The organism is Telluria sp. BA11, assembly GCF_056680305.1.
In genome coordinates this window covers 465,978-491,126 of the sequence record NZ_CM155275.1, presented here as the reverse complement: position 1 = coordinate 491,126, position 25,149 = coordinate 465,978, and the positions used below count along the sequence as shown (strand labels likewise).

Here is a 25,149-nt window from a genome sequence, read left to right as displayed (position 1 = left end):
GCCTCATCGGGATGGTGACCGTGGTCGTGCCACGCCGGTGCACCGATATACTCATCTTGATTCTTACCAATATGCGGGGCATGCATCGCCCGAAAGGGAAAGCATGAAGCGATCAGCCTTGCGTGGCGCCCGCGCCATCGAATTTGCCGCAGCGCGTGTGGGCCGGCCCATCGTGCTGTGGGGCGGCGGCGTGCTGCTGGCGCTGGCAATCGGCATGCTGCTGCATGCGGTCGCCAGTGCCGCCGTCGAGACTGACGCCCGGCGCCGCTTCGACAACCTGGCGCGCGGCGCCCAGGAACGGCTCGACAACGCCATCGCCTCGTATGCCCGCGCCGTGCGCGCGATGGCCGCCCTGCATGCGGCCGGCGGCGGCAGTGCGGTGCCCGACCGCGCATCGTTTCACCGTTACGCGGCAGCGCTCGACCTGCCGAATAATTATCCGGCCATCGAAGCCCTGACGTTCGCCACGCGCGTGCCCGATAGCGAGCGCGCCGCCTTTGTTACCGCCATGCGCGCCGACCGCAGCGTCGATGTGCGCGGGTACCCGGATTTCCAGATCTTTCCGGCCGGGCGCCGCCCGTGGTACGAAGTGGTGACCTATCAGTATCCGGCCGACAAGCCGACCCGGCGCCTCGGCTTCGACATGGCGTCCCGTCCGCTGGTCGCGCGGGCGATATCCCAAGCGCGCGACAGTGGCACCATCGTCGCGTCGGGGCAACCCGTGTTCCTGCCCGACCCGGTGCCGCACAACGCGCTTGGCATGCGCCTGCCCGTGTACGTCGGGGGCGTGCTGCCGCTGGGTGTGGCCGAGCGCCGGGCCGCCTATCTGGGCTCGTTCGGCATCTTCTTTTCGGTGCAGGAAATGGTGCGTCATGCGCTTGTCTCGCTCGAGGCGCAGCCGCTGCGTGTGAGCCTGTATGGCACGGGACGCCGCTACACCGGCCTGCCGGGCGCGCCGGCGGCGGGGGATATCCTGTTGCATGGCGTGGACGTGCGCAGGGCGGCGCCCGATCCGGCGCTGCACTTCGTGTCGGTACTGGGCGTGGACTATGTCGGCAATGGCTGGAAAGCCCACTTTTCGGCGCCCATGGACGAGATGCTGGTGGGCGTCGACCGCTATGTCCCGTTGGGCGCGCTCGCCGCAGGTTTCATCGGCACGCTGCTGATGTACGGGCTGTTCCTGGCCCAGTACCGGGCGCGGCGCGCCGCCGTCGAGCAGCGCCTGCTGCTCGACACGGTGCTCGACAACATCGACGCCGAGGTGTACCTGAAGGACGGCGCGCGCCGCATCCGCTACCTCAATGCCAAGGGCGCCTCGCGCCTCGGGCGCCCGGCGACGGACCTGATCGGCCGGCCCGATACCGAGGCGATGGACGTGGGTCAGGCCGACGCCACCTGGGAGCTGGACCGCGCCGTGCTGCGGGCCGACCGCCAGAGCAGCGCGCAAGTGGCCCAGGCCGGTCCGGACGGCGCCACGCGCCAGTTGTGGAGCGTGCGCGTGCCGCTGCAGGTCGACGAAGAGCCGGCCGTGCTGTGCGTGTCGACCGACATCACCGAGCTGCACCGCCTGAAGGCGCGCGCCGACGCCGCCAGCAAGGCCAAGAGCGACTTCCTGTCGAACATGAGCCACGAGATCCGCACGCCGATGAACAGCATCATCGGCATGACGCACCTGGCGCTGCAGGCCGGGCCCGATCCGCGCCAGCGTGACTACCTCGAAAAGATCTATCACTCGGGCCAGCACCTGCTGGGCATCATCAACGACATCCTCGATTTTTCCAAGATTGAGGCCGGCATGCTCGAACTGGCCACCGAACGCTTCATGCCCGACGCCCTGATGCGCAACGTCGAGGCGCAACTGGGCACGGCGGCTGCCGCCAAGGGCCTGGGTTTCGATATCGAGATCGCGCCCGAGCTGATGCGGCCCCTGTGCGGCGATTCGCTGCGCCTCGAGCAAGTGCTGCTCAATTTTGCCGGCAACGCCGTCAAGTTCGCCGAGCGCGGCCGCATCACGATGCGGGCGCGCCTGGCGCATGCATTTGGTCCGGAAATCCTGGTGCGCTTCGAAGTCGAAGACCGCGGCATCGGCATCGCGCCAAACGCGCTGCAGCACCTGTTTACGCCATTCCAGCAGGCCGACCAGTCGGCCACGCGCCTTCACGGCGGCACCGGCCTGGGACTGGCGATCAGCCGCCAGTTGGCCGAACTGATGGGCGGTGAAGTCGGCGTTACCAGCACGCCTGGCGTGGGCAGCATCTTCTGGTTTACCGCGCGTCTGGCGCTGGATGATGGCGCCGGTGCGCGGGTGGGGGCGGGCGCGAGTTCCGGCCTGGGCGCAGCGCCCGCGCCGGCGCAGGCGCGCCTGGACGGTTGCGCCGTGCTGCTGGTCGAGGACAACCCGTTCAACCAGCAGGTGGCGCGCGAATTGCTCGAACTGGCCGGGGCCGACGTCGTCGTGGCCGGCAACGGCGAAGAGGCGCTGGCGGCGATGGCGGAGGCGCGCTTCGACTGCGTGCTGATGGACGTGCAGATGCCGGTGATGGATGGCCTGGAGGCGACCCGCCGCATCCGGCGCGATCCGCGCCTGGCCGGCACGCTCGTGGTAGCGATGACGGCCAATGCCGGCGTGGACGACCGCGCGCGCTGTATGGCGGCGGGCATGAACGAATTTCTCGCCAAGCCGGTGGTGCCCGAACTGCTGGCTGCCACCATCGCGCGCTGCCTGGGGCGCACCACGGCGCCGGTGTCGGACGTCGCCGTCAACCTGCCGGCGGCCATGGCACCGGGTAGTGCGGTGCTCGACGTGGCGCTGCTGGCGGCGACGGCCGGGGGCGACCTCGAAAGGATGCGCAAATACGCGTTCCTGTTCCTGGACACCACGCGCGAGAACCTGGCCGGCATCGACACGGCGCTGGCAGGGGGCGATCTGACCCATACCGCCAGCCTGGCGCACCAACTGAAGTCGGCCGCGCGTGCGGTCGGCGCCACCGCGTTCGCCGCCATCTGCGAAGACCTGGAAGCGCAACCGGTGCGCGACCTGCGCGGGGGTGGCACGGCGCAGGCGCGGGCATTGACGGCGCGCCTGCGGGCGCTGCTGGTGCGCATCGAGCGCGAGGTCTCGGCGCAGTTTGGCGGGCGGGCCAGCGACGGCCGCTGACCAGCCCTTTTGGCCCTACCACCAGGGGGCCAAACGCGGTATGCTTTGGTCCCGATTGCCCACGCCCCGCGCATGTCTGCCCCGATCACTCCCGGTCTCTTGATCCTCCACGGTAACCAGATGGAGCTGCTGCGCAGCGCCGTCTTCGACTGGCTGCGCAACCATCCCCTGGGGGCGCTCGAGGAAGAGATTTTTCTCGTCCAGTCGAATGGCGTGGCCGAATGGCTCAAGATCGCGCTGGCCGAGGAAAACGGCGTCTGCGCCGCCACCCGCGTCGCGCTGCCGGCGCGCTTCATGTGGGAAGCCTACCGCGGCATGCTGGGGCGCGAGCGCGTGCCGCAGCGCGCGCCGTTCGACAAGGATCCGCTCACCTGGCGCCTGATGCGCCTGTTGCCGACGCTGCTGCAGGACGACGGCTATGCGCCACTGGCGCGCTTTCTCGCCGATGGCGACGCCGAGCGCCGCCTGCAACTGGCCGAACGCGTGGCCGACCTGTACGACCAGTACCAGGTGTATCGCGCTGACTGGCTGGCCGATTGGGCCGCGGGGCGCGACGTGCTGCGCCGCGCCGGGGGCGACGTGGTCCCGCTCGCGCCCGAGCAGCGCTGGCAAGCCTGCCTCTGGCGCGCCGTGCACGCGAGCCTGCCCGAGACGCAGCGCGAGAGCGGCCGCGCCACCATTCACGACCAGTTCCTCGCCGCCGTCGCGGCCGATGCGGCGCCAGCCAGCCGCCTGCCGCGCCGCGTCGTGCTGTTCGGGATGTCGACGCTGCCGTACCAGACACTGCAAGCGATATCGGCGCTGGCACGCCACACGCAGGTGCTGTTCGCGGTACCCAATCCGTGCCAGTTCTACTGGGGCGACATCATCGAAGGCAGCCAGTTGCTCAAGGCGGCGCGCCGCCGCCAGCCGCAGCGCGAGGGCGTCGACCTGGGCACGATCCCGATCGAGGAAATGCATGTCCACAGCCATCCGTTGCTGGCTAGCTGGGGGAGGCAGGGCCGCGATTTCGTCCGCATGCTCGATGAATTCGACCAGCAGCACGAGGCCAGCGAAGACGGCGAAGGTCAGCCGGCGCCACTGCGCGTCGACCTGTTCACCGATGACGATGGCGGCACGCTCTTGTCGCAGGTCCAGGCCGCGGTGCGCGACCTGGTGCCGCTGTCCGAGCACCCGCATGTCCCTCCGATGATGGATGACCGCTCGATCGAGTTCCACGTCACGCACAGCGTACAGCGCGAGATCGAAGTGCTGCACGACCAGCTGCTGTCGTGGTTCGCGCTCGATCCGACGCTGCGCCCGCGCGACGTGGTGGTGATGGTGCCCGACATCGATGCGTTCTCGCCCGCGATCCACGCGGTGTTCGACCAGCACCGGCGGCACGACCCGCGCCACATCCCGTTCGAGATCGGCGACGTGCGCGACCGCAGCGTCAATCCGCTGCTGGTCTCGCTCGAGTGGCTGCTGCGCCTGCCGCAGCAGCGCTGCCGCCAGAGCGAGGTGCGCGACCTGCTCGACGTGCCTGCCGTCGCGCGCCGCTTTGGCGTGACGAGCGAGGATCTGCCGATCCTGGGCCGCTGGATCGATGGCGCCGGCGTGCGCTGGGGCCTGGACCACGACCACCGCGCGGGGTTGGGTCTGGGGATGACGGGCGAGCAGAATGCCTGGATCTTCGGCGTGCGCCGCATGCTGCTCGGCTACGCCAGCGGCGCCGGCGCCAGTTTCGGCGACATCGAGCCGTACGCCGAAGTCGGTGGCCTCGATGCCGCGCTGGCCGGCTCGCTCGCCCAGCTGGTCGAATGCCTGCTGACCTGGCGCGGCCGGCTCGATGCATCGCTGCGGCCGGCCGAATGGGGCGAGGCGGCGCGCGAGATGCTGTCGTGCTTTTATGCGGCCGGCGACGAAGCCGACCGCCTGACGCTGTCGAACCTGGGCGAGGGCCTGCAATGCTGGCTCGAAACCTGCGCCGGTGCAGGCTTTGACGAACCGGTGCCGCTGGCGGTGCTGCGCGAAGCGTGGATGAACGAACTCGATGCGCCCACGCTGAATCACCAGTTCGTGTCGGGCGGCGTGACCTTCTGCACCCTGATGCCGATGCGCGCGGTGCCGTTTCGCGCCGTCTGCCTGCTGGGCATGAACGATGGCGACTTCCCGCGCCGCGCGCGCCCGTCCGACTTCGACCTGCTGGCGCTGCCCGGCATGGCGCGCCCCGGTGACCGCTCGCGCCGCGACGATGACCGTTACCTGATGCTCGAGGCTTTGCTGGCCGCGCGCGACAAGTTCTACGTGAGCTGGGTCGGGCGCAATGTGCGCGACAACAGCGAGCAGCCACCCTCGGTGCTGGTGGCGCAGTTGCGCGACTACCTCAAGGCCGGCTGGGACATGGACGACCTGCATCACATCACGACCGAGCATCCGCTGCAGCCGTTCAGCCGGCGCTATTTCCAGCGCGGCGGTCTGCTCACGTACGCGGGCGAATGGCGCACCGCGCACGGCGCCGATGATTACCCGGTCGACGATGCGTTGCCGGCCTACGAGCTCGAACCCGACTTCGTCCTCAAGCTGGGCGAGCTGGCCAGTTTCCTGCGCCAGCCGGCGCGCTTTTTCTTCCGCCGCCGGCTGGGCGTCGTGTTTGCCGATGCCGCGCACGTGGGCGATGACGAAGAACCGTTTGGCCTCGATGCACTTGAACGCTACCAGATCGAAGACCACCTGCTGGACGACAGCGGCGAGGCCGAGGCCATCGGCGATGTGCGCGCCACGCTGGCAGTGCGCGCCGAACGTCTGGCGCGCGAAGGCGTGCTGCCGATCGGCCTGATGGGCCGCATGTGGCAGGAGCAGCTGGTCGAGAGCCTGGCGCCCGTGCGCACCGAGTGGCTGCGCCTGGGCTTGCGCTTCCCGCAATCGGCGCCGAAATTCGCTGTCAGCCTGCTGCTGGGTGACATCCATCTGGACGACTGGATCGACCGCTTGCGTTCAAGCGGCGAGGGCAGTGCGTGGCTGATGCAGATCTCGTCGAAGGTGCTGGACCGGGCCGGGAATCCGCGCGGCGACAAGCTGATCGCGCCGTGGCTGCGCCAGCTGGCCGCCGCCGCTGCCGGCAATCCGGTGACAGGCTACCTGGTGGCGCGTGACGTGGTGCTCGAGATGGCGCCGCTGGCCCAGGACGCGGCGCTGGAAACGCTGCGCGACCTGGTGCGCCTGTGGCGCGCCAATCTGGACAGCCCGCTGCCGGTGGCATGCAAGACCGCGTTGGCGCATCTGGCGCAGGGCGATCCGCGCGCGACCTACGACGGTGGCTTCGAGCTGCGTGGCGAGGTTGACGACCTGTGCCTGGCGCGCCTGTGGCCGGACTTCGACGCGTTGAAGAACGCCGGCGGCTGGCCCGATCTGGCCGAGGAACTGTATGGACCGCTGGCACGCTGGATGCAGGACTGCGTCAAGGTCAGGCCGTTGCAGGAGTCGTCCACATGAGCACCAAACTTGAGCCAGTCGATTTCCCGCTGCACGGCTCGCGCCTGATCGAGGCGTCGGCCGGCACCGGCAAGACCTGGACCATCGCCGCGCTGTACGTGCGCCTGGTGCTGGGGCACGGCGGGCAGGATGGGTTCGTGCGGCCACTGCTGCCATCCGAGATCCTGGTGATGACGTTCACGCGCGCCGCCACGCGCGAACTGGCCAACCGCGTGCGCGAGCGGCTGGTGCAGGCAGCAAGCTATTTCCGCGGTGAACTCGACGTGGCCGACCCTTACCTGCACGAGCTGGCCGCCAGCTACACGGCGGGTAGGGAGCGCCAGATCGCCGGGCACCGCCTGTTCATGGCGGCCGAGACGATGGACGAAGCAGCGATCTTCACGATCGACGCCTGGTGCCAGCGCATGCTGCGCGAGCACGCCTTCGACAGCGGCAGCCTGTTCGACGAAGAACTGGTCAGCGACGAGCGCGAACTGTTCGAGGACGCTGCGCATGATTACTGGCGCCAGCAGGTCTATCCGCTGGGCGCCGAGTCGCTGGCGGTTGTGATGGACAGCTGGCGCGATGTCGAAGCGCTCAAGACGAGCGTGCGCGAGCTGGTGCGGCGCGACGCCTTGCTCGGCGCACCCGCGGCCGAACCACTGAAGCAACTGGTGGCGCGGCTGGCCAAGGCGCAGCGCGAAGAGCTGATGCGCTTGAAGGATGGCTGGTTCGAGCGCGCCCACGAGATGGAGCGCTGGATCGCCGGGCACCGCGAGCGCCAGCCCAAGTGCTTCAACGGCAACAAACTGCGCGCCGATTCGCTCGTCAAATGGTTCGAAGCGCTGCGGGCGTGGGCCACGGACCCGGCGCGTCACATGCCTGACCTGACCGACACGGCGTGGCGCCGCCTGACGCCGGACGGCATCGCCGACGCGTTCAGCAAGGATTTTTCGACCGACGTGCCGGACTGTTTCGACGCCACCGCCGCGCTGCAGGCCAGCCTGGCCGCACTGGACCCAATCGCCCACGCGCTGCTGCGCCACGCCGCCGGCCATATCGGCGCGCGCATGCAGGAGCTCAAGCGGCGCAACCGCCAGTTCGGCTTTGCCGACATGCTCGAACGCCTGAAGGTTGCGCTCGAAGGTGAGAACGGCGCCGCACTGCGCGCGCGCATCGTGGGCCAGTATCCGGTGGCGCTGGTCGATGAATTCCAGGACACGTCGCCCGACCAGTACCGCATCTTTGACCTGCTGTACCGGGTCGAAGCAAACGACGCAGAGCATGGGTTGTTCTTGATTGGCGACCCGAAGCAGTCGATCTACGGCTTTCGCGGCGCCGACATCCACAGCTACCTGGCCGCGCGCCGCGCGACGGCGGGGCGCCACTACCAGCTCGACACCAATTACCGCTCGACCGCGCCGCTCGTGAGCGCCGTCAATGGCCTGTTCCTGCATGCCGAGGGCGCGCATCCGGGCGCGGCGTTCCGGTTCCGGCGCGGCGACGACAACCCGCTGCCGTTCGACGCGGTCAAGGCGCAGGGCCATCGCCGCCATCTCGTGGGCCTGGGTGACGATACCGGTGCGCTGTCCGTGAACATCGTGGACCGTGCAGATTTGAAGGCCGACGACTACCGCGATGTGTTTGCCCATCACTGCGCCGAGCACATTGTCCGGCTGCTCAATGACGAGCGCGTGGGCTTCGACGACGATACCGGGGAGAGCGCGGCGTTCACGCGCCTGATGCCGGCCGATATCGCGATCCTCGTGCGCGACCGGCGCGAAGCCGGCGCCATCCGGCGCGCGCTGATGCGGCGCAAGGTGGCCAGCGTCTACCTGTCCGACAAGGACTCGGTCGTCGAAAGCGACGAAGCGGCCGACGTGCTGCGCTGGCTGTACGCGGTGGCCAATCCGCTCGATGGCGCGCTGGCACGGGCGGCGTTTGCCACCGCCACCGCCGGCCTGGGGCTGGCCGAACTGGCGCAGTTCTCGCACGACGAGATGGTCTGGGAAGCCCGTGTCGAGCAACTGAAAGCCCTGCACGGCAGCTGGCAGCGCCAGGGCGTGCTGGCGATGCTGCGCCGCTTCATCCACGAACTGGGGTTGCCGGCGCGCCTGCTGCGCGAACCGGGCGGCGAGCGGCGCCTGACCAATCTGCTGCACCTGGCCGAACTGCTGCAGGAAGCCAGCAGCCAGCTGGAGGGCGAACAGGCCCTGATCCGCTGGTTCGCCGAGCAGATCGACGGGCTGGGTTCGAGCGGCGACGAGCGCGTGCTGCGCCTGGAGAGCGACGCCGAACTGGTCAAGGTCGTCACGGTCCACAAGTCGAAAGGCCTGGAATACCCGCTGGTGTACCTGCCGTTTGCCGTGACGGCGCGCGCCACCAACCGTCGCAACCGCGCGTTCTTCGAGTACGTGGACGATGCCGGCACGCGCCATCTTGATTTAGCTCTGACCGACGACGCGCTCGCGGCGGTCGATCGCGCGCGCATCGAAGAAGACCTGCGCCTGCTGTACGTCGCACTGACGCGTGCGCGCCACTTCCTGTGGCTCGGCGCAGCGGCCGTTTCCGGCACGCGCAAGGGCGAGAACAAGCTGCACGAGTCGGCACTTGGCTATTTGCTGGCCGGGGGCGAGGCGATTGCTGCCGAGGCGCTGCGCGGGCACTTCGATGTCGTGGCGGGCAACGCCGATGGCATCTCGCTGCACGCGTTGCCCGAACCGGATGCGGTGACGATGCTGTCGCGCCAGGACATCCGCCCCGACTTGCTCGATGCGCCGCGCTACCGTGCCGAGTTCGAGCGCGACTGGTCGGTCGGCTCGTTCACGTCGCTCACGCGCCATGCGATCGCGCCGCCCACACCGATGCGCGCGCAGGACCAGACGCTGATGGAGGACGTGCCGCAAGCGGCCACGCCGCCCCGCATCGAGGACGCGCCGTGGCACCGCTTCCCGCGCGGTTCGGTACCGGGCAACTTCATGCACGAGCGTCTCGAGTGGCTGGCGCGCGAAGGCTTCGACTGCCTGGACGACCCGAACTGCGAGGCGCGCCTGGTGCAGCATATCGAGCGTGCGGGCTGGGGCCACCGCCTCGCCGATGCACTGGCGTGGCTGCGCGAAATCGTCGATACGCCGTTGCCGCCACTGAATGCGCGGCTGCGCGGCCTGCATGGCGTGCTGCCCGAGATGGAGTTCTGGTTCCCCAGCGAGCACCTCGACCTGCAGCGTCTGGACGCGCTGTGCCGCACGCATCTGCTGGGCGGGCTCGAACGGCCCGTGCTGCCCGAGCGTGTGCTGCACGGGATGCTCAAGGGCTTTGCCGACCTGGTGTTCGAGCACGAAGGCCGCTACTGGGTGCTGGACTACAAGTCCAATGCGCTGGGGCCGGGCGACGCGTCGTACAGCCAGGCCGCAATGACTGCCGGGATGGCCGAGCACCGTTACGAAATCCAGGGCAGCATCTACCTGCTGGCCCTGCACCGCCTGCTGCGCGCACGCCTGGGCGACGCCTACGAGCCCGAATACCAGCTGGGCGGCGCCATCTTCATGTTCCTGCGCGGGATCGCCAACCCGGTCACGCGCGGCTGCTGGATGCTGGCGCCCGACCTCGAGCTGCTGGATGGACTGGAACGCTTGCTGGACAAGGATGCACATGGCGAAGCTTGACGCCGATATCGATGGTCTGTGGCGCGAGATCGCCGCGCTGACCGAAGCGGGCGAGCTGCGTCGCCTGTCGGGCGCGTTCGCGCGCTTCATTGCCCAACTGGGCGACGCGCCGCCCGCGCTGATCCTGGCGGCGGCGGTGCTGTCCGAGCTCGAAGGCCATGGCCACAGCTGCCTGCAGCTGGACGACCTGGCCGCCGGGCCGGCGCTGCTGCTGGGCTGGAGCGACGACCTGTGGCGCCAGCTGGCGCAGGCGGCCGCGCCGTTGCCGCGCGGCGTGGCAGGATGGAGCAAGCTGCTCGCGCACTGCCAGCAGGTCTGGATCCGCGGCGAATTCGATCTCGACCAGCCACTGGTGCTCGATGGCCAGCGCCTGTACCTGCGGCGTTACTGGCGCGACGAGACGCTGGTGGCGCAGGCCGTACGCGAGCGCGCGGCGGCCACGCATCCGGTGGATACACCGCTCGTGCGCAGCTGGCTCGACAAGCTGTTCGTGGCGCAGCCTGGCGCCCAGGGACCCGACTGGCAAAAGCTCGCCTGCGCCGTGGCGCTGCGCAGTTCGGTGGCGATCATCACGGGCGGTCCCGGCACCGGCAAGACCTACACGGTAGCGCGCCTGCTGGCGCTGTTGTTCGCGACGGCCCCGGAAGCAGGGCGCCAGCGCGTGGCGCTGGCCGCACCAACGGGCAAGGCGGCGGCGCGCCTGAAGCAGTCCATTGACAAGGCCCTGAATGAACTCGCGGACCGTGTCGGCGGCGACCTGCCGCTGCGTGAACTGACGGCGCGCATGGGCGCGGCGCGCACGCTCCACAGCCTGCTCGGCGCGCGCCCCGACACGCGCGCGTTCGCGCACCACCGCGGCAATCCGCTGGACGTCGATGTGCTGATCGTCGACGAGGCATCGATGGTGCACCTGGAAATGATGGCGAGCCTGCTCGATGCGCTGCCTGTTGGCGCGACGCTGATCCTGTTGGGTGACAAGGACCAGCTGGCGTCGGTGGAGGCGGGCGCGGTGCTGGGTGACCTGTGCCATGCGGCGCACGAAGGCCACTACAGCGCGGCGACGATTGCCTACATCGAGGCTGCGAGCGGCGAAGTCATCCCGGACATCTATCGGGGCGACGGCGGCGCGCTGGCCCAGCAGACGGTGATGCTGCGTTACAGCCGCCGCTTCGGCGGGCCGATCGGCCAGTTGGCGCTGGCCGTCAATGGCGGCGACACCGCGCGCGCCGAACAGGTCCTGCGGGCCGGGGACGAGAGTGTGCGCTGGCTTGAACATGCGCAGCCGGCGCAGCTCCTGCAGCTGGCGCATGCCGGCTATGCGCCATACCTGCAACTGCTGCGCGAAGGCGCCCAGGACGAGCATGAAGACTGGGTGCGCCGGATTCTGCTCAGCTTCGAGACCTTCCGCATCCTGTGTGCGGTGCGCGATGGCGAGTGGGGCGTGGCGGGCCTGAACGAGGCCATCGAAAAGCGGCTCGCGGCGAGTCACTTGCTGCGCCATGGCGCCGAGTGGTATGTCGGCCGGCCAGTCATGGTCACGCGCAACGATTATTCAACGCGCGTGTTCAACGGCGATATCGGCGTCACGCTGCCCGATCCGGCGCGCGCCGGCGCGCTGCGCGTGTACTTCCTGGAAGGTGACGCCGTGCGCAGCGTGCTGGCCACGCGCCTGCGCAATGTCGAGACGGCGTTCGCGATGACCGTGCATAAATCGCAGGGCTCGGAGTTTCGCCACACGGTGCTGGCGCTGCCACGCGAGCGCAATGCGGTGCTGACGCGCGAACTGGTCTACACGGGCATCACGCGCGCCAGCGAGGTGTTCACGCTGGTGACGCCTGGCGGCGACGTGCTGCAGCAGGCGATTGCCAGCCGCACGCACCGCACGAGTGGCTTGCGCGATCTGGTGGCGTAAGCCACTCGTGCGGTGCCGTGAGAATGCGTGCATTTGATGCTGTTGCCGTTCGCTAGAATGTTTGCTTCATACTGAAAAGGATCGATATGCGCGCCCTGCGACTTGCCCTCATCGCCGCCACCCTGGTGGCCGGCCTTGCCAACGCATCGCCAGCCGCGCCACGCGATGGCGCAGACTTCACGACACTGGCTGCGCCGCAGCCAACCCAAGCCGAGGGCAAGAAGGTCGAGGTCATCGAATTCTTCGCGTATCACTGTGGCGCCTGCAATGCCTTCGAACCGACGCTGAAGAACTGGGTCAAGCAGCAGGGCGACCGGATCGCGCTGCGCCGCGTGCCGCTGCCGTTCCAGGGCCCGGCCGATCCGGAAGCGCGCCTGTTCCTGACGCTCGAAGCGATGGGCAAGCTCGAGGCGTATCACGGGCGCGTCTTCAATGCCGTGCACGTCGAGCGCAAGCGCCTGATGAAGGACGCCGACATCATCGCGTGGGCCGGCGAGAATGGACTCGACAAGGCGGCGTTTGCCAACACGTGGAACTCGTTCGGCGTCCAGACCAGGCTTAAACGCCTGAGCCAGATCGTCGACGCCTACAAGGTCACTGGCACCCCGACCATTGTCATCGATGGCACGTATGTCGTGTCGCCATCGCAGGTGCAGCAGGCGAACAGGATCCAGGATGCCGCTGACGTCATGGCGGCGACTGGGCAGGTGATGGATGCGCTCGTGGTGAAGGCAGCTGCCACCCGGTAAAGCGTGCCGGGCCGGATGTGCAATAAACAGGGGCGCCCCATGCTGTTTTCCACCGATTTCGTCCTCCGCCCTTATGTTCCTGGCGATGCGCCGGCAATGGTTGCGGCCATCCTGGAATCGACGTCGACGCTTGCGCCGTGGATGCCCTGGGCGACGGCGCAGTTTTCAATGAGCGATGCCCTTGCCTGGATCGCGACCTGCGAGAAAGGACTGGCGGAAGCGACGTGCTTCGAGTTCGCTATCTTCGACCGCGCATCCGGCATGTTCGTCGGCGGCTGTGGCCTGAACCAGATGAACGCAATGCATGGATTCTGCAACCTTGGTTACTGGGTGCGCCAATCGTGGCAGCGCAAGGGCGCAGCGTCGGCAGCCATCCGCGCGCTCGCCGATTACGCCTGGACGGAACTGGAGGTGCAGCGTCTCGAAATCGTGGTGGCCGTCGGTAACGACGCGAGTCTGAACGCCGCCCGCAAGGCCGGAGCAGTCGACGAAGGCATCGCGCGCAAGCGAATCAAACTGGGCCGGCAGTGGGTGGATGCCCACATGCTGTCACTCGTCAAACCGTGAGCGCAAGAAAAAGGGGCCTCGCGGCCCCTTGATCCTACCAATCATCTGATCAGTCGCGGCGCTTGCGCGTCGTCTTGACCTTCGCGACCTTGCGGTTCTTGGTCGTTTTGATCTTCGACTTGACGACCTTCGTGCGGGCTTTTGCCTTGGCTTTCACACTGCCGGCGCTGGCCTTGATGCGCGGACCGCCCGACGAGGCGCGGGCCGCGCGTGCGACGCGGGCCACCGGTGCGGCGTCGCCGGTCATGAAACGGCGGATGTTCAGTGCGTCGAGCACGCGGGCCGACGAGGCGCCGGCGTTCAGCAGCACCAGCGTTGCCTTCTTGCCGGCTGCCGTGATGTTCATGATCAGGCAGCGGCCGGCTTCGTTCGTGTAGCCGGTTTTCGACAGGCCGATGTCCCAGCCCTTGGCGCCGACGAGGCGGTTGGTGTTGTGGTATTCAACACCGCGGCCGTTGATGTCGATCGTTTCCCTGGTCTCGGTGGTCATGCGCACGATATCCGGGTACCGCACCGAGGCGACGGCCATCTTGACCAGGTCGCCTGCGGTGGAGCGGTTCTGCGGCGACAGGCCGGTCGGCTCTTCGATCGTGGTCTGGGTCATGCCCAGCGCGCGGATCTTGCGGCGCACGGCCGCCTTGAAGGCTTCGTTACCGCCCGGGTAGGTGCGGGCCAGCGCGGCGGCAGCGCGGTTGTCCGAGGACATCAGCGCGAGGTGCAGCACGTCGCTGCGCGAAATGCTGGCGCCGACCGGCACGCGCGAGCTGCTGAACTTGACGCGGTCGACGTCATCCCGGTCGATCTCGATCTGCTCGTTCATGTCGAGCTTGGCGTCGAGCACGACCATGGCCGTCATCAGCTTGGTCAGCGATGCAATCGGGACGACGGTGTCGGCATTTTTTTCAAGGAGGATTTTGCCGGTGTCGTTTTCAACAACGAGCACGGACTGGGAGCCGAACGGCACGGCGAATGCCGCGGCCGACAACGTCATCAGGGCCGTGGCGAACAGGTGTTTGATCATGTCTGTCTGGAATCTGGGTTGAGGTTGATGGAGCTGGGCGCCGGGCGGCGCGGATCAACATCTGTTTCTAGAGCAACTAGAAGGCAGGCAAGATAGCATCCATCCGCCAACCATGTCTATGGTGCACAAGAAAATTCCCCTGTCTAAACCCAATTTTCTATCGAAATAGGGCATCGCAGGTGCATATTATTAATAGGGCATGTCGCACAGAAATGTCGACTGACTTGGTTAGTGTGACCAAATGCAAAGGCGCAGTCAACGTTAAATAGAGACTGGCTTTGAACTGACGAGTAGTCCAGTGGTCCAACCCCTGTCCCCAGCGTCAGGAGTCGATCATGAAAGCGCCACGTTTCAAAGGCTGGTTCGCAAAACTGCCTTTGCTGAACCAGCCGCAGCGCCGGCAAGTGCTCGATGCCCTGCATCCTGCAGCCGGGCTCGATCAGGTGGTTGCGCTCATTGCTGAGGTCAGAGCGCCAGGCCGTTGTTGCCCCAGATGCGGCAACGGGCACTGCTACCGGCACGGGTTCGCCAACGACTTGCAGCGCTACCGCTGCTGCGCCTGCGGCCGCACCTTCAATGACCTGACCGGCACGCCACTGGCGCGGCTGAGGCTCAAAGGCAAATGGCTCGCCTATTCGCAGGTGCTGCTCGATTCACTGACCGTGCGCAAGGCGGCAGATCGAGTCGGCGTACACCGCAACACTGCCTTTCGCTGGCGCCACCGCTTCCTGCATTGGGTCAAACTCGACCGGCCCGCGCTCCTGAATGGCATCGTCGAGGCTGACGAAACATTTCTGCTCGAGTCACAAAAAGGTTCGCGTACGCTTGATCGGCCACCGCGCCACCGCGGCGGCCATGCTGCCAGACGGGGCATTTCCAGCGAACTGGATTGCATCCTGGTCGCGCGCGACCGCGAAGGGCGCACCATTGATGCCGTCACCGGGCGCGGTGCGCTCAAGACTGTGCAACTCGAGCGTGACTTGCTACCCAGGCTCGGCAGGCAGGCCTTGCTGGTCAGTGACGGCCATCCCGCTTACCGCGCGTTTGCACGCAAGCACAGGATCGCGCACGAGGCGGTCAATGTGCGCGCCGGTATGCATGCAAGGCGTCTGGGCAGCCTTGCCATCCACGTGCAGAACGTGAACGCCTACCATCAGCGCTTCAAGGCCTGGCTACAGGGCTTTCGTGGCGTGGCATCGCGCTACCTGCCCAATTACCTGGGCTGGCGCTGGGCGCTGGATGGCGAGCGGGTTATTTCGCCGGAACAGTTGCTTCGCATTGCTATCAGCGTCATCAACAGATAACGCTGACTGAGCCATGCAAACAGCCCTGCACATGGCAGGGCTGTTGTGAGGTGGTGCGGATTACTTCGCGGTGTAGATCTTGTCGAACTCGCCGCCATCGTCAAAGTGGCGCTTTTGCGCTGCGCGCCAGCCGCCAAAGACTTCGTCGACCGTGAACAGGCTGATCGGCTTGTAGTTGGCCGCATACTTCTTCATGACGGCCTCCGAGCGAACGCGCATGAAGTGCTTGGCGCCGATTTCCTGGCCCACCGGGCTGTACAGGAAGTTCAGGTAAGCCGTAGCAGGCTGACGCAGCTTCTGGCGATCGACGACCTTGTCGACGACGGCCACCGGCGACTCGGCCAGGATCGAGCTGGTCGGGTAGACGACTTCGAAGTCGTTGCCGAACTCCTTGCGCACCATGCTCACTTCGTTTTCGAACGTCACGAGCACATCGCCGATCTGGCGCTGAGTGAAGGTGGTGGTCGCGGCGCGGCCGCCGCCGTCCAGGATCGGCACGTTCTTGAAGATCTTCGAGACCAGGTCGCGGGCAGCGGCCTCGTTGCCGCCTTTCTTGATCACGGAACCCCATGCGCCCAGATAGGTGTAGCGGCCGTTGCCGGCGGTCTTCGGATTCGGGATGATCACGGCCACGCCAGGACGCGCCAGGTCTTGCCAGTCGCGTACCTGCTTCGGGTTGCCCTTGCGGACCAGGAACACCATCGTTGAGTAGTAGGGCGCGGCATTGTTCGGGAACTTTTTGGCCCAGTCTTTTGCCACCAGGCCGCGGTCGGCCAGCATGTCGATGTCATTGGCCTGGTTCATCGTGACAACTGACGCCGCCAGGCCATCGGCCACGGCGCGCGCCTGCTTGCTCGAGCCGCCGTGCGACTGCTTGACTTCGACCGTCTGGCCGCTTTGCTGCTTGTAGGATGCGATGAACGCCGGGTTGATTTCTTTGTACAATTCACGGGCGACGTCGTACGACACGTTCAGCAGCTCGGGCCCGGCGGCGCTGGCGTGCAGCGGCACGGCGCTGCCGGCAGCCAGGACCAGCGCCAGGATCGAGCGGCGCAGCGTGTTCGGAGGGGTGATGCGCATAATGTGGTCTCGCTTGCTTGAAGTTGGAGTGACAGCGTGCATGTTCCCCGATGCGGTCGGCAAACGGAACAATACTTTCGTCATATGGTTATGCCCATCAAGCGCTTGTCCCTGCCGCCAGCAGGGTCGTTGGCTTTCAGTGTATAGTCGAGCCCGTGTTAAGCCGGGGGCGCCATCTGTCGCCACCTCACGTCTTTGTACCGTATTTATGTTGATGATCGATGTCCACGCGTATTGAAATCCGCAAGGCAATTCCCGCCGACGCCGCGCCAGCATGCAATCTGCTGCGCCGCTCCATCGAGGAAGGCTGCCGTGCCGACCACCATGGCCAGCCGGCAGTACTCGACGCCTGGCTCGGCAACAAGACGCCGGCCACCGTCGCCGCCTGGTTTGCCGCGCCCGCCAATTTTGCCGTGGTCGCCGAGAGTGAAGGGCGGATGGTCGGATTGACGCTGCTGACCCCGGCCGGCAAGGTGGCGCTGTGCTATGTGCTGCCCGATGCGCTGCGCTGTGGCGTGGGCCGGGCGCTGCTGGCGGCGGTCGAAGAGCAGGCGCGTGCCTGGAACATCAGCAAGCTGCATCTGCACAGCCCGGCCGGCGCGAGCGCGTTCTTCGAGCGTCACGGCTACAGCAATGCGGGCAAGGAAAAATCCTGTTTCGGCCTCGATAGCGACCTGATGTGGAAGCGGCTCGACGGCGCCAGCGAAGGCGGCGCGCGCAAGCGGTTCTGCAACTGCAGCGACTGAGCGTGGGGCGCAGCGCAACCAGGCGCGCGCGCTGCACGCCACACAGCGCTATCCATGACGAATACGCTATAGTACGGCCCATCGATATTCACGAGTTACACCAACGCATATATGGCTTCCCGCAGAGACTTCCTCCATCAGGGCGCGCGCCTTGCCGCCATCGGTGTCATCGGTGCGCCGCTGGCCGCCGCGGCAACTGACCTTCAACCGCCACCTGACCTGTTCGATTCGCAGGCGCTTGACCTCGATTTCTGGGTCAAGCCACGTACCTTGTCTGTCACACGCCCGCAAAGCGGCGAGACGGCCAATGTGCTGTACTGGAAAGACGGCGAAGTCATCGAGTCGGCATACCAGGAACTATGCCATCTGCTGCGCGACGTGAACGGCAAGGCGTCCGCCCCCATCGATCCGAAACTGTTCGAGATGCTGTGGAGCACCCAGGCCTTCATCGCCCGTTTCGGCATCATCAAGCCGCTCGAGATTTTGTCGGGCTACCGTTCGCCGGCCTCGAACGCGCGCCTGCGCGAGCAGGGCATCCCGGCGGCGCGCCAGTCGCTGCACCTGGTCGGCAAGGCAGCCGATATCCGTATCGCCAACCTGAACGAAGAAGTGCTCGGCGGCCTGATCAAGAGCTTCCGTGGCGGCGGCGTCGGCTACTACTACCGCAGCGGTCCGCGCGGTGGCTGGATCCACGCCGATACGGGCCTGGCGCGTACCTGGAAAGGCTGAGTTCGCGGCCGCAGCCCCGTGACGGGGCAGCGGTGTGCACGTGCTGCAACGGTGCGTGCCTGTTTGTTAACCTGGGCTAGTATGGACAGCAAGTGCCGGGGCGCCGCCCCGGTGGTGTCCACGTCACTTTCCCAGGAGGCTCTGATGTCAACAATCAATACCCCAACCATGGATCGCCGTTCGATTCCCGATCGCCGCGTGACGGCGCGTACGCACGGCCGCTCTGCCATGTCTGCACTGGATTACATTGCGATGGTGCTGTTGATTATTGGTGGCCTGAACTGGGGCATGGTCGGTCTGTTCGACATCGACATGGTCGGCGTGCTGTTCGCGCCGGGCTCGACGCTCACCCGTGTTGTCTACGTCCTCGTTGGCCTGGCGGCACTGTACTCGGTTGTCACGATGGCCAAGATGGCCGGCAGCAAGCGCCCATAAGTGGTCATTCGCATTGGCCTGATCGCCGATACGCACGGCCTGCTGCGTCCACAGGCGCTCGACTTCCTGCAGGGTAGCGATGCCATCCTGCATGCCGGCGACATCGTCGATCCGGCCACGCTCGAGCGCCTGGCCGAAATCGCACCGCTCACGAGCGTGCGCGGCAACAACGACAGCGGCGCCTGGGCTCGGGCATTGCCTGAAACCGTCACGGTGACCTTTGGCGGCGTCGCCATCCACATGCTGCACGACCTGAAGGAGCTTGCCATCGACCCGGTGGCAAGCGGCGTGCGCGTTGTCGTCACCGGTCACACGCACAAGCCGGCCTGCGTCGAGCGGGGCGGTGTGCTGTACGTCAATCCGGGTGCGGCGGGGCGGCGCCGGTTTACGCTGCCCGTATCGGTCGGCGAACTCATCATCGATGATGGGCATGCAAGCGTGCGGCTCGTGACGCTCGACATCCCATGATGTAAGCGCGACCCTGGCGAGCGTGGACCTGGCCCGCGGCGATGGAAATTGCCGTAAGATACGCCCCGTCCCCTTTTGCTTGCAGCACATGACCCTCCCGCCCGAACAACCACCCCGCTTCAAACCCCGTCCCTGGACCGCGCTCGAGACGCCGCAAGACGTCGAGCTCTGGATCGACGAGCACAACGCCGCCATGCAGGAGCTGATCACGCCGCAGGAAACGGGCGTTGGCATCTGCTTCGCCATTGCCGAAGGCGGGCTCGTCCACATGCAGACGACGGCCGACGCCATTTTGCTCGACGTCGACAGCGACGCCGCCTGGATCGCGCCCCTGATCATGGCCGCCACCGGCGCCGAGCAGCCGCGCGGTCAGATCTGGGTGCTGCCGGACGATAAGCTCGTCCAGCTGATCCTGGGCTTGTCGACGCTCGTGCAGAGCACCACGCTGGTCACGGGCCACAACTTCGGGCCAGGTTCGCGCCCGAGCTGGTAGGCCGCTTCAGTAGGGCAGTCCCGTGCCGTCCAGCGGTAATTGCCAGACGGCGCCGGCGCCGGTGATGTACAGCGTCTTGCCGTCAGCGCCGCCGAACGCCACATTCGTCACATTGGCGTCGACCCGGATTGTCGCCAGTTCGCGGCCCTGCGGCGAAAATACCCGCACGCGCTTGGGCGCATGTTCCGTGACGTACAGGTTGCCGTGGCAGTCCAGCGTCATGCCGTCGCCGTTCTCAATGCCCTTGATCAGGTCGCGCCCGGCCTGCGGCACGCCATTCTTGATCGGGTAGGCGCGCACTGCGCCATCGCTCGCATTCACGTACAGCATCTTGCCGTCGAGTGACAGGGCGATCCCGTTTGGATTCTTGCGCGAGCCATCGACCAGTGTCACCGCGCCATCCGTCCCCACGCGATAGATGCCGGTCACCGGCTGGCCGCCGGGCGCTGCGGCTTTCTGGTAATCCGGATCCGTGAAGTAGATCGTGCCGTCAGCCGCGATGGCGATATCGTTCGGTGAATTGAAGACCTGCCCTTGGAACTGTGAAGCGACACCCGTGCGCTTGCCGTCCGCCAGGTTGTAGCGCGACAGCGCCTTGTACTTGTGGGTGGCCGCGACCAGCGCGCCCTTGGCGTCGACCGCCAGGCCGTTGCTGCCCGCATCTTCAATCGCCGTGGTGACGTCACCGCCCGGCGTGTACTTGCGCACGCGTGACGGAAAGCCTTCGCTGAAGCTGAAGTCCGAAAAATACAGCGCGCCATTCGTCCATACCGCCCCCTCATACAAGCCCGGTTCGCCCCGCGATGGCGTTATCGCAGCGATGCGCTCGGCTTTCAGCTCGCCCGACGGGGCCTTGCCGCTGCAACTGGCGGCCAGGGCAGCCAATACTGCTGGCGAAAGGATGGCGGCGACGCTGGCGGCAAACATCAGGCGGACGAGCGGAATGCGACGTGGGGCGCGACGGGGGGGCACGGACATGGGCAACTCCTGGCAAAGTGAACGGTAGATGAAGGCGGTGATACCGCTATCATTTCAAATGAATCAATTGTATCCTTCTCTCCACAAGACGATAACATTCCCGCAACCTTATTGGAGGAGACAAGCATGATCGATTTACAACGGCGCGGCCTGGTCATGGCTGCAGGTGGCGTCCTTGCCGCAAGCGCAGTGAACCCGGGCTGGGCCAGCACCGGCCGCAAGCTCGGCTACGCCATCGTGGGCCTGGGCGGCTATGGCCTGGGCCGCATCATCCCGCAGTTCCAGAATTGCCAGCACAGCCGCCTCGTTGCGCTCGTCAGCGGCGACCCCGCCAAGGCAAGGAAGGTGGCGCAGGAATACGGCGTGCCCGAACGCGGCATCTATTCGTACAGCGATTTCGACCGCATCCGTGACAATCCCGACATCGACATCGTGTATATCTGCCTGCCTGTGTTCATGCACGCCGAGTACACGATCCGCGCCGCCCAGGCCGGCAAGCACGTCATGTGCGAAAAGCCGATGGCCATCAATCCAGCCGAGTGCGAACAGATGATTGCCGCCTGCCGCAAGGCCGGCAAGAAGCTGATGATCGGCTACCGCTCGCGCTTCGAGCCGCACAATGTCGAGGCCATCCGCCTGGCACGCGCGGGCGCGATCGGCAATATCCGCTATTTCCGCTCGGAGCATGGCTTTGTCGCGGGCGACGCGAACACCTGGCGCATGAAGAAGGCGCAGTCGGGCGGCGGCTCGCTGATGGACATCGGTATCTATGCGCTGCAGGCGGCGCGCTACATGACCGGCGAAGAGCCGGTAGCGGTGTTTGCCAAAGAAACCACCAACCGCAGCGACCCGCGTTTCCGTGAAGTGGAAGACATGATCGACTTCCAGCTCGAGTTTCCTTCCGGCGCGATCGGCTCGTGCATGTCGATGTACAGCGCAAACCGCAACCAGTTTGTGCTGATGGGTGACAAGGGCCGCATCGAACTGGAACCGGCCACTGCCTACAGCGGCCAGCGCATGTGGGTGGGCCAGGAACGCAGCGACAAGACCGAGGTCAAACCCCCACCCGGACCGTATGCGAACCAGTGGGTTGGCCAGCTCGACCACATGGCGCAGTGCGTCATGCAGAACCGCGAGCCGCTCGTGCCTGGCGAAGAAGGCCTGCGCGACATCCGCATCATCGAGGCCGCGTACCGCTCGGCGCGCGAACAGAAGCGGATCGTCGTGCGGTCCTGACCCTGTCCCATCCTGCTGCTTTTCGGTTATAACGTATCTTTGACCGCGCGAGGCAATGGGATGGCCAAAGGGATCGCAAACGGGGGGCGGCGCCGCCTGCTGGGGCAGTTGCTGGCGCTACCGGCGTCAGCCGCACTATGTACGCCATCGGCGGGCGCGGCGGGCCTGGCAGACCAGGCAAACCAGGCAAACCCGCCCGGCCCGCAGGGCACCCTGCGCATCGCGCTCGAGGGCACCTATCCTCCCTTCAATTTCACCGACCCGGCGAGCGGGCAATTGACCGGTCATGACGTCGATGTGGCGCACGCGGTCGCGACGCGCATGGGCCTCGCGCCGCAATTCGTGCTGACCGAATGGAGCGCGATCCTGCCGGCGGTGCAAGCGGGCAGGGTGGATGTGGCCATCAGTCAGGTCATCATCACGCCACAGCGCACGAAAGCGTTCGACTTTTCCGCGCCATATTGCTATTCGCAGTCCCAGCTCATCGTACGCAAGAACGAGCGCGCCACTTACCGTACGCTGGCCGACCTCAAGGGCCGCACACTGGGCGTGCGACAGAACAGCGTGTTCGAGCAGCAGGCCAGGGCGGTCCCGGGCATCAAGATCAAGCGTTATCCGGCCGCGCCCGAGAATCTGCAGGACCTGGCCTTTGGCCGTATCGACGCCTTGCTCGACGACAGCCTTCTGGTGCATTACCTGATCCGCAAGACGCAGCTTCCACTGAAGGCCGGTGCCCGCATCGGCACTCCTGAGCCCGTTGGCATCGCCTTGCGCAAGAGCCGTCCGGCATTCAAACTGGCGATCGACAAGGCGCTGCGCGAGGCGCGCTCCGATGGCACGCTGCGCGCGTTGTCGCTCAAGTGGTTCGGTCACGACGCCAGCAGCATGCCGCCATCCTGACGGCGCAAAAAAAAGCGCGGCCCAGTCATGGCGCCGCGCTTTTGTGTGGACAGTGCCACGTCAGCGTTGTTTGTCCTGCTTGCCTTGCCAGTCGCTCTGCTGGTCCATTTGCCGGGACCCGCTGCCCGGCGAACCCTGGTCGCGGCTGGCGCGGTCGGCATTCAGGTCATCCAGCGCCGGGGTGCCGCCTGATGCATGCTGGCCACCATGTTGCTGGTTCTGCTGTTGGGCACCAGCGCCTTGCCGGCTGCCGGTATCATGCTGCTTGCCCTCCTGCGTGCGGCCACCTTGCTGGCCGGTGGACTGCTTGTTGCCAGCAATATCCTGCTTGCCGCCTTGCAGATTGCTGTTTTGCTGCATGCCGGGGTTTGAGCGCCCCGATGATTGGTCATTGCTGCGTGTGGAATCACCCATCGCTGCCTCCTGCCACTGGTGTAGGAGCGACCCATGCTACGCCGTTCGCGTCGACCGCCAATCAGCAGATTGGCGGTGGTATTGCAGGATGATTCTTACAAAGTCAGCAATAAAAGCGGAAGGCCCGGCAATCACATATTCGGATAATTCGGCCCGCCGCCACCTTCCGGCGTCACCCAGACGATGTTCTGCGTCGGGTCCTTGATATCGCAGGTCTTGCAGTGCACGCAGTTCTGGGCATTGATCTGCAGGCGGTCGCCCCCGTCTTCGCGCTTGACGTACTCGTACACACCAGCCGGACAGTAACGCTGTTCGGGCCCGGCGTACTTGGCCAGGTTGACGTCGACCGGCACGCTCGGATTTTTGAGCGTAAGGTGGATCGGTTCGTCTTCGCGGTGGTTGGTGTTCGAGATGAACACCGACGACAGCTTGTCGAAGGTCAGCTTGCCATCCGGCTTCGGATAGACGATCGGCTTGAAGTGCGACGCCGGCTTCAGGCATTCATGGTCGGCATGCTTGTGGTGCAGCGTCCAGGGCGCCTTGCCACGGAACACGATCTGGTCGATGCCCGTCATGATCGTGCCCAGCACCAGGCCCTTGCTCATCCACGGCTTGAAGTTGCGCGCCACGTGCAGCTCTTCGTGCAGCCACGATTGTTCGAACGCCGCCGGGAAGCTCGTCAGCTCGTCGCTCGTGCGGCCTTCGCCCAGCGCGGCAAATGCCGCTTCGGCGGCCAGCATGCCGGTCTTGATCGCGGCGTGGCTGCCCTTGATGCGGCTGGTGTTCAGGAAGCCCGCATCGCAGCCGATCAGCGCACCGCCCGGGAATACCGTTTTAGGCAGCGATTGCAGGCCGCCTGCGGTAATCGAACGCGCGCCGTATGAGATGCGCTTGCCGCCTTCGAAGAAGCCGCGGATGGCCGGGTGCGTTTTATAGCGCTGGAATTCTTCGTATGGCGACAGGTACGGATTCTCGTACGACAGGCCGACCACGTAGCCGACTGCGACCTGGTTGTTTTCCAGGTGGTACAGGAACGAGCCGCCGTAGGTATCGTTCGGCAGCGGCCAGCCGGCCGTGTGGATCACCAGGCCCGGCTGGTGCTTGGCCGGATCGATTTCCCACAATTCCTTGATGCCGATGCCGTAGGTCTGCGGGTCCTTGCCCTTGTTCAGTTCGTACTTGGCCATCAGCTGGCGGCCCAGATGGCCGCGCGAGCCTTCGGCGAAGAACGTGTATTTGGCATGCAGCTCCATGCCAAGCTGGAATTCGGGACCCGGCTCGCCATCGCGCTTCATCCCCATATTGCCGGTCGCAACGCCCTTGACCGAGCCGTCTTCGTTGTACAGGATTTCGGCGGCCGGGAAGCCCGGGAAGATTTCCACGCCCAGCGCCTCGGCTTGCTGGCCCAGCCAGCGCACCACATTGGCCAGCGAAATCACGTAGTTACCGTGATTGGCCAGTGCCGGCGGGATGGCGAATGCCGGCGTGGCATACGACTTGGTTTCGCTCAGAAACAGGACGCGGTCTTCGGTCACGGCGGTATTGAGCGGTGCGCCTTTTTCTTTCCAGTCGGGGATCAGTTCATTGATCGCGCGCGGATCCATCACCGCGCCGGACAGGATGTGGGCGCCCAGCTCGCCGCCTTTTTCCAGCACGCAGACCGTGACTTCCTGGCCTTTATCAAGAGCCAGCTGTTTCAGGCGGATCGCCGCCGACAGGCCGGCCGGGCCGCCGCCGACCACGACGACGTCGTATTCCATCGCTTCGCGCGGGCCGTATTGTTCGAGAAAGTTCGTTGTCTCTGTCATGGTTTTTTTGGGAAAGGGATGACGGTAATCAGAA

The 25,149-nt window shown here is 66.1% G+C and carries 19 protein-coding genes; 14 read left to right on the top strand and 5 right to left on the bottom strand.

Features of this window, described 5'->3' with window-relative positions; all coding sequences use genetic code 11:
- The first annotated feature begins 103 nt into the window (after positions 1–103).
- From AC1MGT_RS02075 to AC1MGT_RS02050, 6 genes are all read left to right on the top strand, one after another.
- Entirely contained in the window at positions 104–3,157 is a 3,054-nt protein-coding gene (locus AC1MGT_RS02075) for a CHASE domain-containing protein (RefSeq protein ID WP_499502795.1), read from the top strand.
- A 72-nt stretch (positions 3,158–3,229) separates the two neighbouring features.
- Positions 3,230–6,631, top strand: coding sequence for an exodeoxyribonuclease V subunit gamma (recC, locus tag AC1MGT_RS02070; RefSeq protein WP_499502794.1), 3,402 nt, complete (start codon positions 3,230–3,232; stop codon positions 6,629–6,631).
- Complete coding sequence (gene recB, locus AC1MGT_RS02065) at positions 6,628–10,275, top strand: exodeoxyribonuclease V subunit beta (RefSeq protein ID WP_499502793.1); 3,648 nt, start codon at positions 6,628–6,630, stop codon at positions 10,273–10,275. The genes recC and recB overlap by 4 nt, the downstream gene beginning before the upstream one ends.
- A complete protein-coding gene (gene recD / locus AC1MGT_RS02060) occupies positions 10,262–12,187 on the top strand; it encodes an exodeoxyribonuclease V subunit alpha (RefSeq protein ID WP_499502792.1) in 1,926 nt (641 codons plus the stop codon). Before recB ends, recD begins: the two co-directional genes overlap by 14 nt.
- A gap of 86 nt (positions 12,188–12,273) precedes the next feature.
- Positions 12,274–12,936, top strand: coding sequence for a thiol:disulfide interchange protein DsbA/DsbL (locus AC1MGT_RS02055; RefSeq protein ID WP_499502791.1), 663 nt, complete (start codon positions 12,274–12,276; stop codon positions 12,934–12,936).
- Between the two features lie 39 nt (positions 12,937–12,975).
- Positions 12,976–13,503, top strand: a complete 528-nt coding sequence (locus tag AC1MGT_RS02050; RefSeq protein ID WP_499502790.1) for a GNAT family N-acetyltransferase — start codon at positions 12,976–12,978, stop codon at positions 13,501–13,503.
- A gap of 49 nt (positions 13,504–13,552) precedes the next feature.
- Here the strand turns inward: AC1MGT_RS02050 and AC1MGT_RS02045 are convergent, their stop codons facing one another.
- Positions 13,553–14,524, bottom strand: coding sequence for a serine hydrolase (locus tag AC1MGT_RS02045; protein ID WP_499502789.1), 972 nt, complete (start codon positions 14,522–14,524; stop codon positions 13,553–13,555).
- A gap of 335 nt (positions 14,525–14,859) precedes the next feature.
- On the opposite strand from AC1MGT_RS02045, the gene AC1MGT_RS02040 reads away from it, so the two are divergent.
- Positions 14,860–15,828 (top strand): IS1595 family transposase, encoded by a 969-nt coding sequence (locus AC1MGT_RS02040; RefSeq protein WP_499502788.1) that lies wholly within the window; start codon positions 14,860–14,862, stop codon positions 15,826–15,828.
- A 60-nt stretch (positions 15,829–15,888) separates the two neighbouring features.
- On the opposite strand, the gene AC1MGT_RS02035 is transcribed toward AC1MGT_RS02040, so the two are convergent.
- Complete coding sequence (locus AC1MGT_RS02035) at positions 15,889–16,908, bottom strand: sulfate ABC transporter substrate-binding protein (RefSeq protein ID WP_499502787.1); 1,020 nt, start codon at positions 16,906–16,908, stop codon at positions 15,889–15,891.
- Between the two features lie 221 nt (positions 16,909–17,129).
- Between AC1MGT_RS02035 and AC1MGT_RS02030 the strand changes: the two genes are divergently transcribed.
- From AC1MGT_RS02030 to AC1MGT_RS02010, 5 genes are all read left to right on the top strand, one after another.
- Positions 17,130–17,654 (top strand): GNAT family N-acetyltransferase, encoded by a 525-nt coding sequence (locus AC1MGT_RS02030; RefSeq protein WP_499502786.1) that lies wholly within the window; start codon positions 17,130–17,132, stop codon positions 17,652–17,654.
- A 111-nt stretch (positions 17,655–17,765) separates the two neighbouring features.
- The gene (locus tag AC1MGT_RS02025) at positions 17,766–18,383 is read left to right on the top strand and encodes a YcbK family protein (RefSeq protein WP_332533731.1); all 618 of its coding nucleotides are present in this window, start codon (positions 17,766–17,768) and stop codon (positions 18,381–18,383) included.
- A 144-nt stretch (positions 18,384–18,527) separates the two neighbouring features.
- Entirely contained in the window at positions 18,528–18,818 is a 291-nt protein-coding gene (locus AC1MGT_RS02020; protein WP_499502785.1) for a DUF378 domain-containing protein, read from the top strand.
- 6 nt (positions 18,819–18,824) lie between these two features.
- A complete protein-coding gene (locus AC1MGT_RS02015) occupies positions 18,825–19,286 on the top strand; it encodes a metallophosphoesterase family protein (RefSeq protein WP_499504242.1) in 462 nt (153 codons plus the stop codon).
- 88 nt (positions 19,287–19,374) lie between these two features.
- Positions 19,375–19,779, top strand: coding sequence for a hypothetical protein (locus tag AC1MGT_RS02010; RefSeq protein WP_332533729.1), 405 nt, complete (start codon positions 19,375–19,377; stop codon positions 19,777–19,779).
- A 6-nt stretch (positions 19,780–19,785) separates the two neighbouring features.
- Here AC1MGT_RS02010 and AC1MGT_RS02005 read toward each other — a convergent pair whose 3' ends face one another.
- Entirely contained in the window at positions 19,786–20,757 is a 972-nt protein-coding gene (locus AC1MGT_RS02005; protein ID WP_499502784.1) for an SMP-30/gluconolactonase/LRE family protein, read from the bottom strand.
- A gap of 126 nt (positions 20,758–20,883) precedes the next feature.
- Here AC1MGT_RS02005 and AC1MGT_RS02000 point away from each other — a divergent pair, with 126 nt between their 5' ends.
- Positions 20,884–21,993, top strand: coding sequence for a Gfo/Idh/MocA family protein (locus AC1MGT_RS02000; RefSeq protein WP_499502783.1), 1,110 nt, complete (start codon positions 20,884–20,886; stop codon positions 21,991–21,993).
- A 60-nt stretch (positions 21,994–22,053) separates the two neighbouring features.
- The gene (locus AC1MGT_RS01995) at positions 22,054–22,893 is read left to right on the top strand and encodes a transporter substrate-binding domain-containing protein (RefSeq protein WP_499502782.1); all 840 of its coding nucleotides are present in this window, start codon (positions 22,054–22,056) and stop codon (positions 22,891–22,893) included.
- Positions 22,894–22,953: 60 nt separating this feature from the next.
- Here the strand turns inward: AC1MGT_RS01995 and AC1MGT_RS01990 are convergent, their stop codons facing one another.
- Together AC1MGT_RS01990 and AC1MGT_RS01985 are read right to left on the bottom strand one after the other, a co-directional pair.
- On the bottom strand, positions 22,954–23,307 hold the full coding sequence (locus tag AC1MGT_RS01990; RefSeq protein ID WP_499502781.1) for a hypothetical protein: 354 nt from the start codon (positions 23,305–23,307) through the stop codon (positions 22,954–22,956).
- A gap of 131 nt (positions 23,308–23,438) precedes the next feature.
- On the bottom strand, positions 23,439–25,115 hold the full coding sequence (locus AC1MGT_RS01985; protein ID WP_499502780.1) for an electron transfer flavoprotein-ubiquinone oxidoreductase: 1,677 nt from the start codon (positions 25,113–25,115) through the stop codon (positions 23,439–23,441).
- Positions 25,116–25,149 lie beyond the last annotated feature (34 nt).

Excerpts from the sequence above, each read along its gene's own strand:
- AC1MGT_RS02040 (WP_499502788.1), top strand. The coding sequence starts at position 14,860 with ATGAAAGCGCCACGTTTCAAAGGCTGGTTCGCAAAACTGCCTTTGCTG.
- AC1MGT_RS02050 (WP_499502790.1), top strand. The coding sequence starts at position 12,976 with ATGCTGTTTTCCACCGATTTCGTCCTCCGCCCTTATGTTCCTGGCGAT.
- AC1MGT_RS02055 (WP_499502791.1), top strand. The coding sequence starts at position 12,274 with ATGCGCGCCCTGCGACTTGCCCTCATCGCCGCCACCCTGGTGGCCGGC.
- AC1MGT_RS02035 (WP_499502787.1), bottom strand. The coding sequence starts at position 16,908 with ATGCGCATCACCCCTCCGAACACGCTGCGCCGCTCGATCCTGGCGCTG.
- AC1MGT_RS02045 (WP_499502789.1), bottom strand. The coding sequence starts at position 14,524 with ATGATCAAACACCTGTTCGCCACGGCCCTGATGACGTTGTCGGCCGCG.
- AC1MGT_RS01990 (WP_499502781.1), bottom strand. The coding sequence starts at position 23,307 with ATGGGTGATTCCACACGCAGCAATGACCAATCATCGGGGCGCTCAAAC.
- AC1MGT_RS02025 (WP_332533731.1), top strand. The coding sequence starts at position 17,766 with ATGGCTTCCCGCAGAGACTTCCTCCATCAGGGCGCGCGCCTTGCCGCC.
- AC1MGT_RS02075 (WP_499502795.1), top strand. The coding sequence starts at position 104 with ATGAAGCGATCAGCCTTGCGTGGCGCCCGCGCCATCGAATTTGCCGCA.
- recB (WP_499502793.1), top strand. The coding sequence starts at position 6,628 with ATGAGCACCAAACTTGAGCCAGTCGATTTCCCGCTGCACGGCTCGCGC.
- recC (WP_499502794.1), top strand. The coding sequence starts at position 3,230 with ATGTCTGCCCCGATCACTCCCGGTCTCTTGATCCTCCACGGTAACCAG.
- AC1MGT_RS01995 (WP_499502782.1), top strand. The coding sequence starts at position 22,054 with ATGGCCAAAGGGATCGCAAACGGGGGGCGGCGCCGCCTGCTGGGGCAG.
- AC1MGT_RS01985 (WP_499502780.1), bottom strand. The coding sequence starts at position 25,115 with ATGACAGAGACAACGAACTTTCTCGAACAATACGGCCCGCGCGAAGCG.
- AC1MGT_RS02030 (WP_499502786.1), top strand. The coding sequence starts at position 17,130 with ATGTCCACGCGTATTGAAATCCGCAAGGCAATTCCCGCCGACGCCGCG.
- AC1MGT_RS02010 (WP_332533729.1), top strand. The coding sequence starts at position 19,375 with ATGACCCTCCCGCCCGAACAACCACCCCGCTTCAAACCCCGTCCCTGG.
- AC1MGT_RS02005 (WP_499502784.1), bottom strand. The coding sequence starts at position 20,757 with ATGTCCGTGCCCCCCCGTCGCGCCCCACGTCGCATTCCGCTCGTCCGC.
- recD (WP_499502792.1), top strand. The coding sequence starts at position 10,262 with ATGGCGAAGCTTGACGCCGATATCGATGGTCTGTGGCGCGAGATCGCC.
- AC1MGT_RS02020 (WP_499502785.1), top strand. The coding sequence starts at position 18,528 with ATGTCAACAATCAATACCCCAACCATGGATCGCCGTTCGATTCCCGAT.
- AC1MGT_RS02000 (WP_499502783.1), top strand. The coding sequence starts at position 20,884 with ATGATCGATTTACAACGGCGCGGCCTGGTCATGGCTGCAGGTGGCGTC.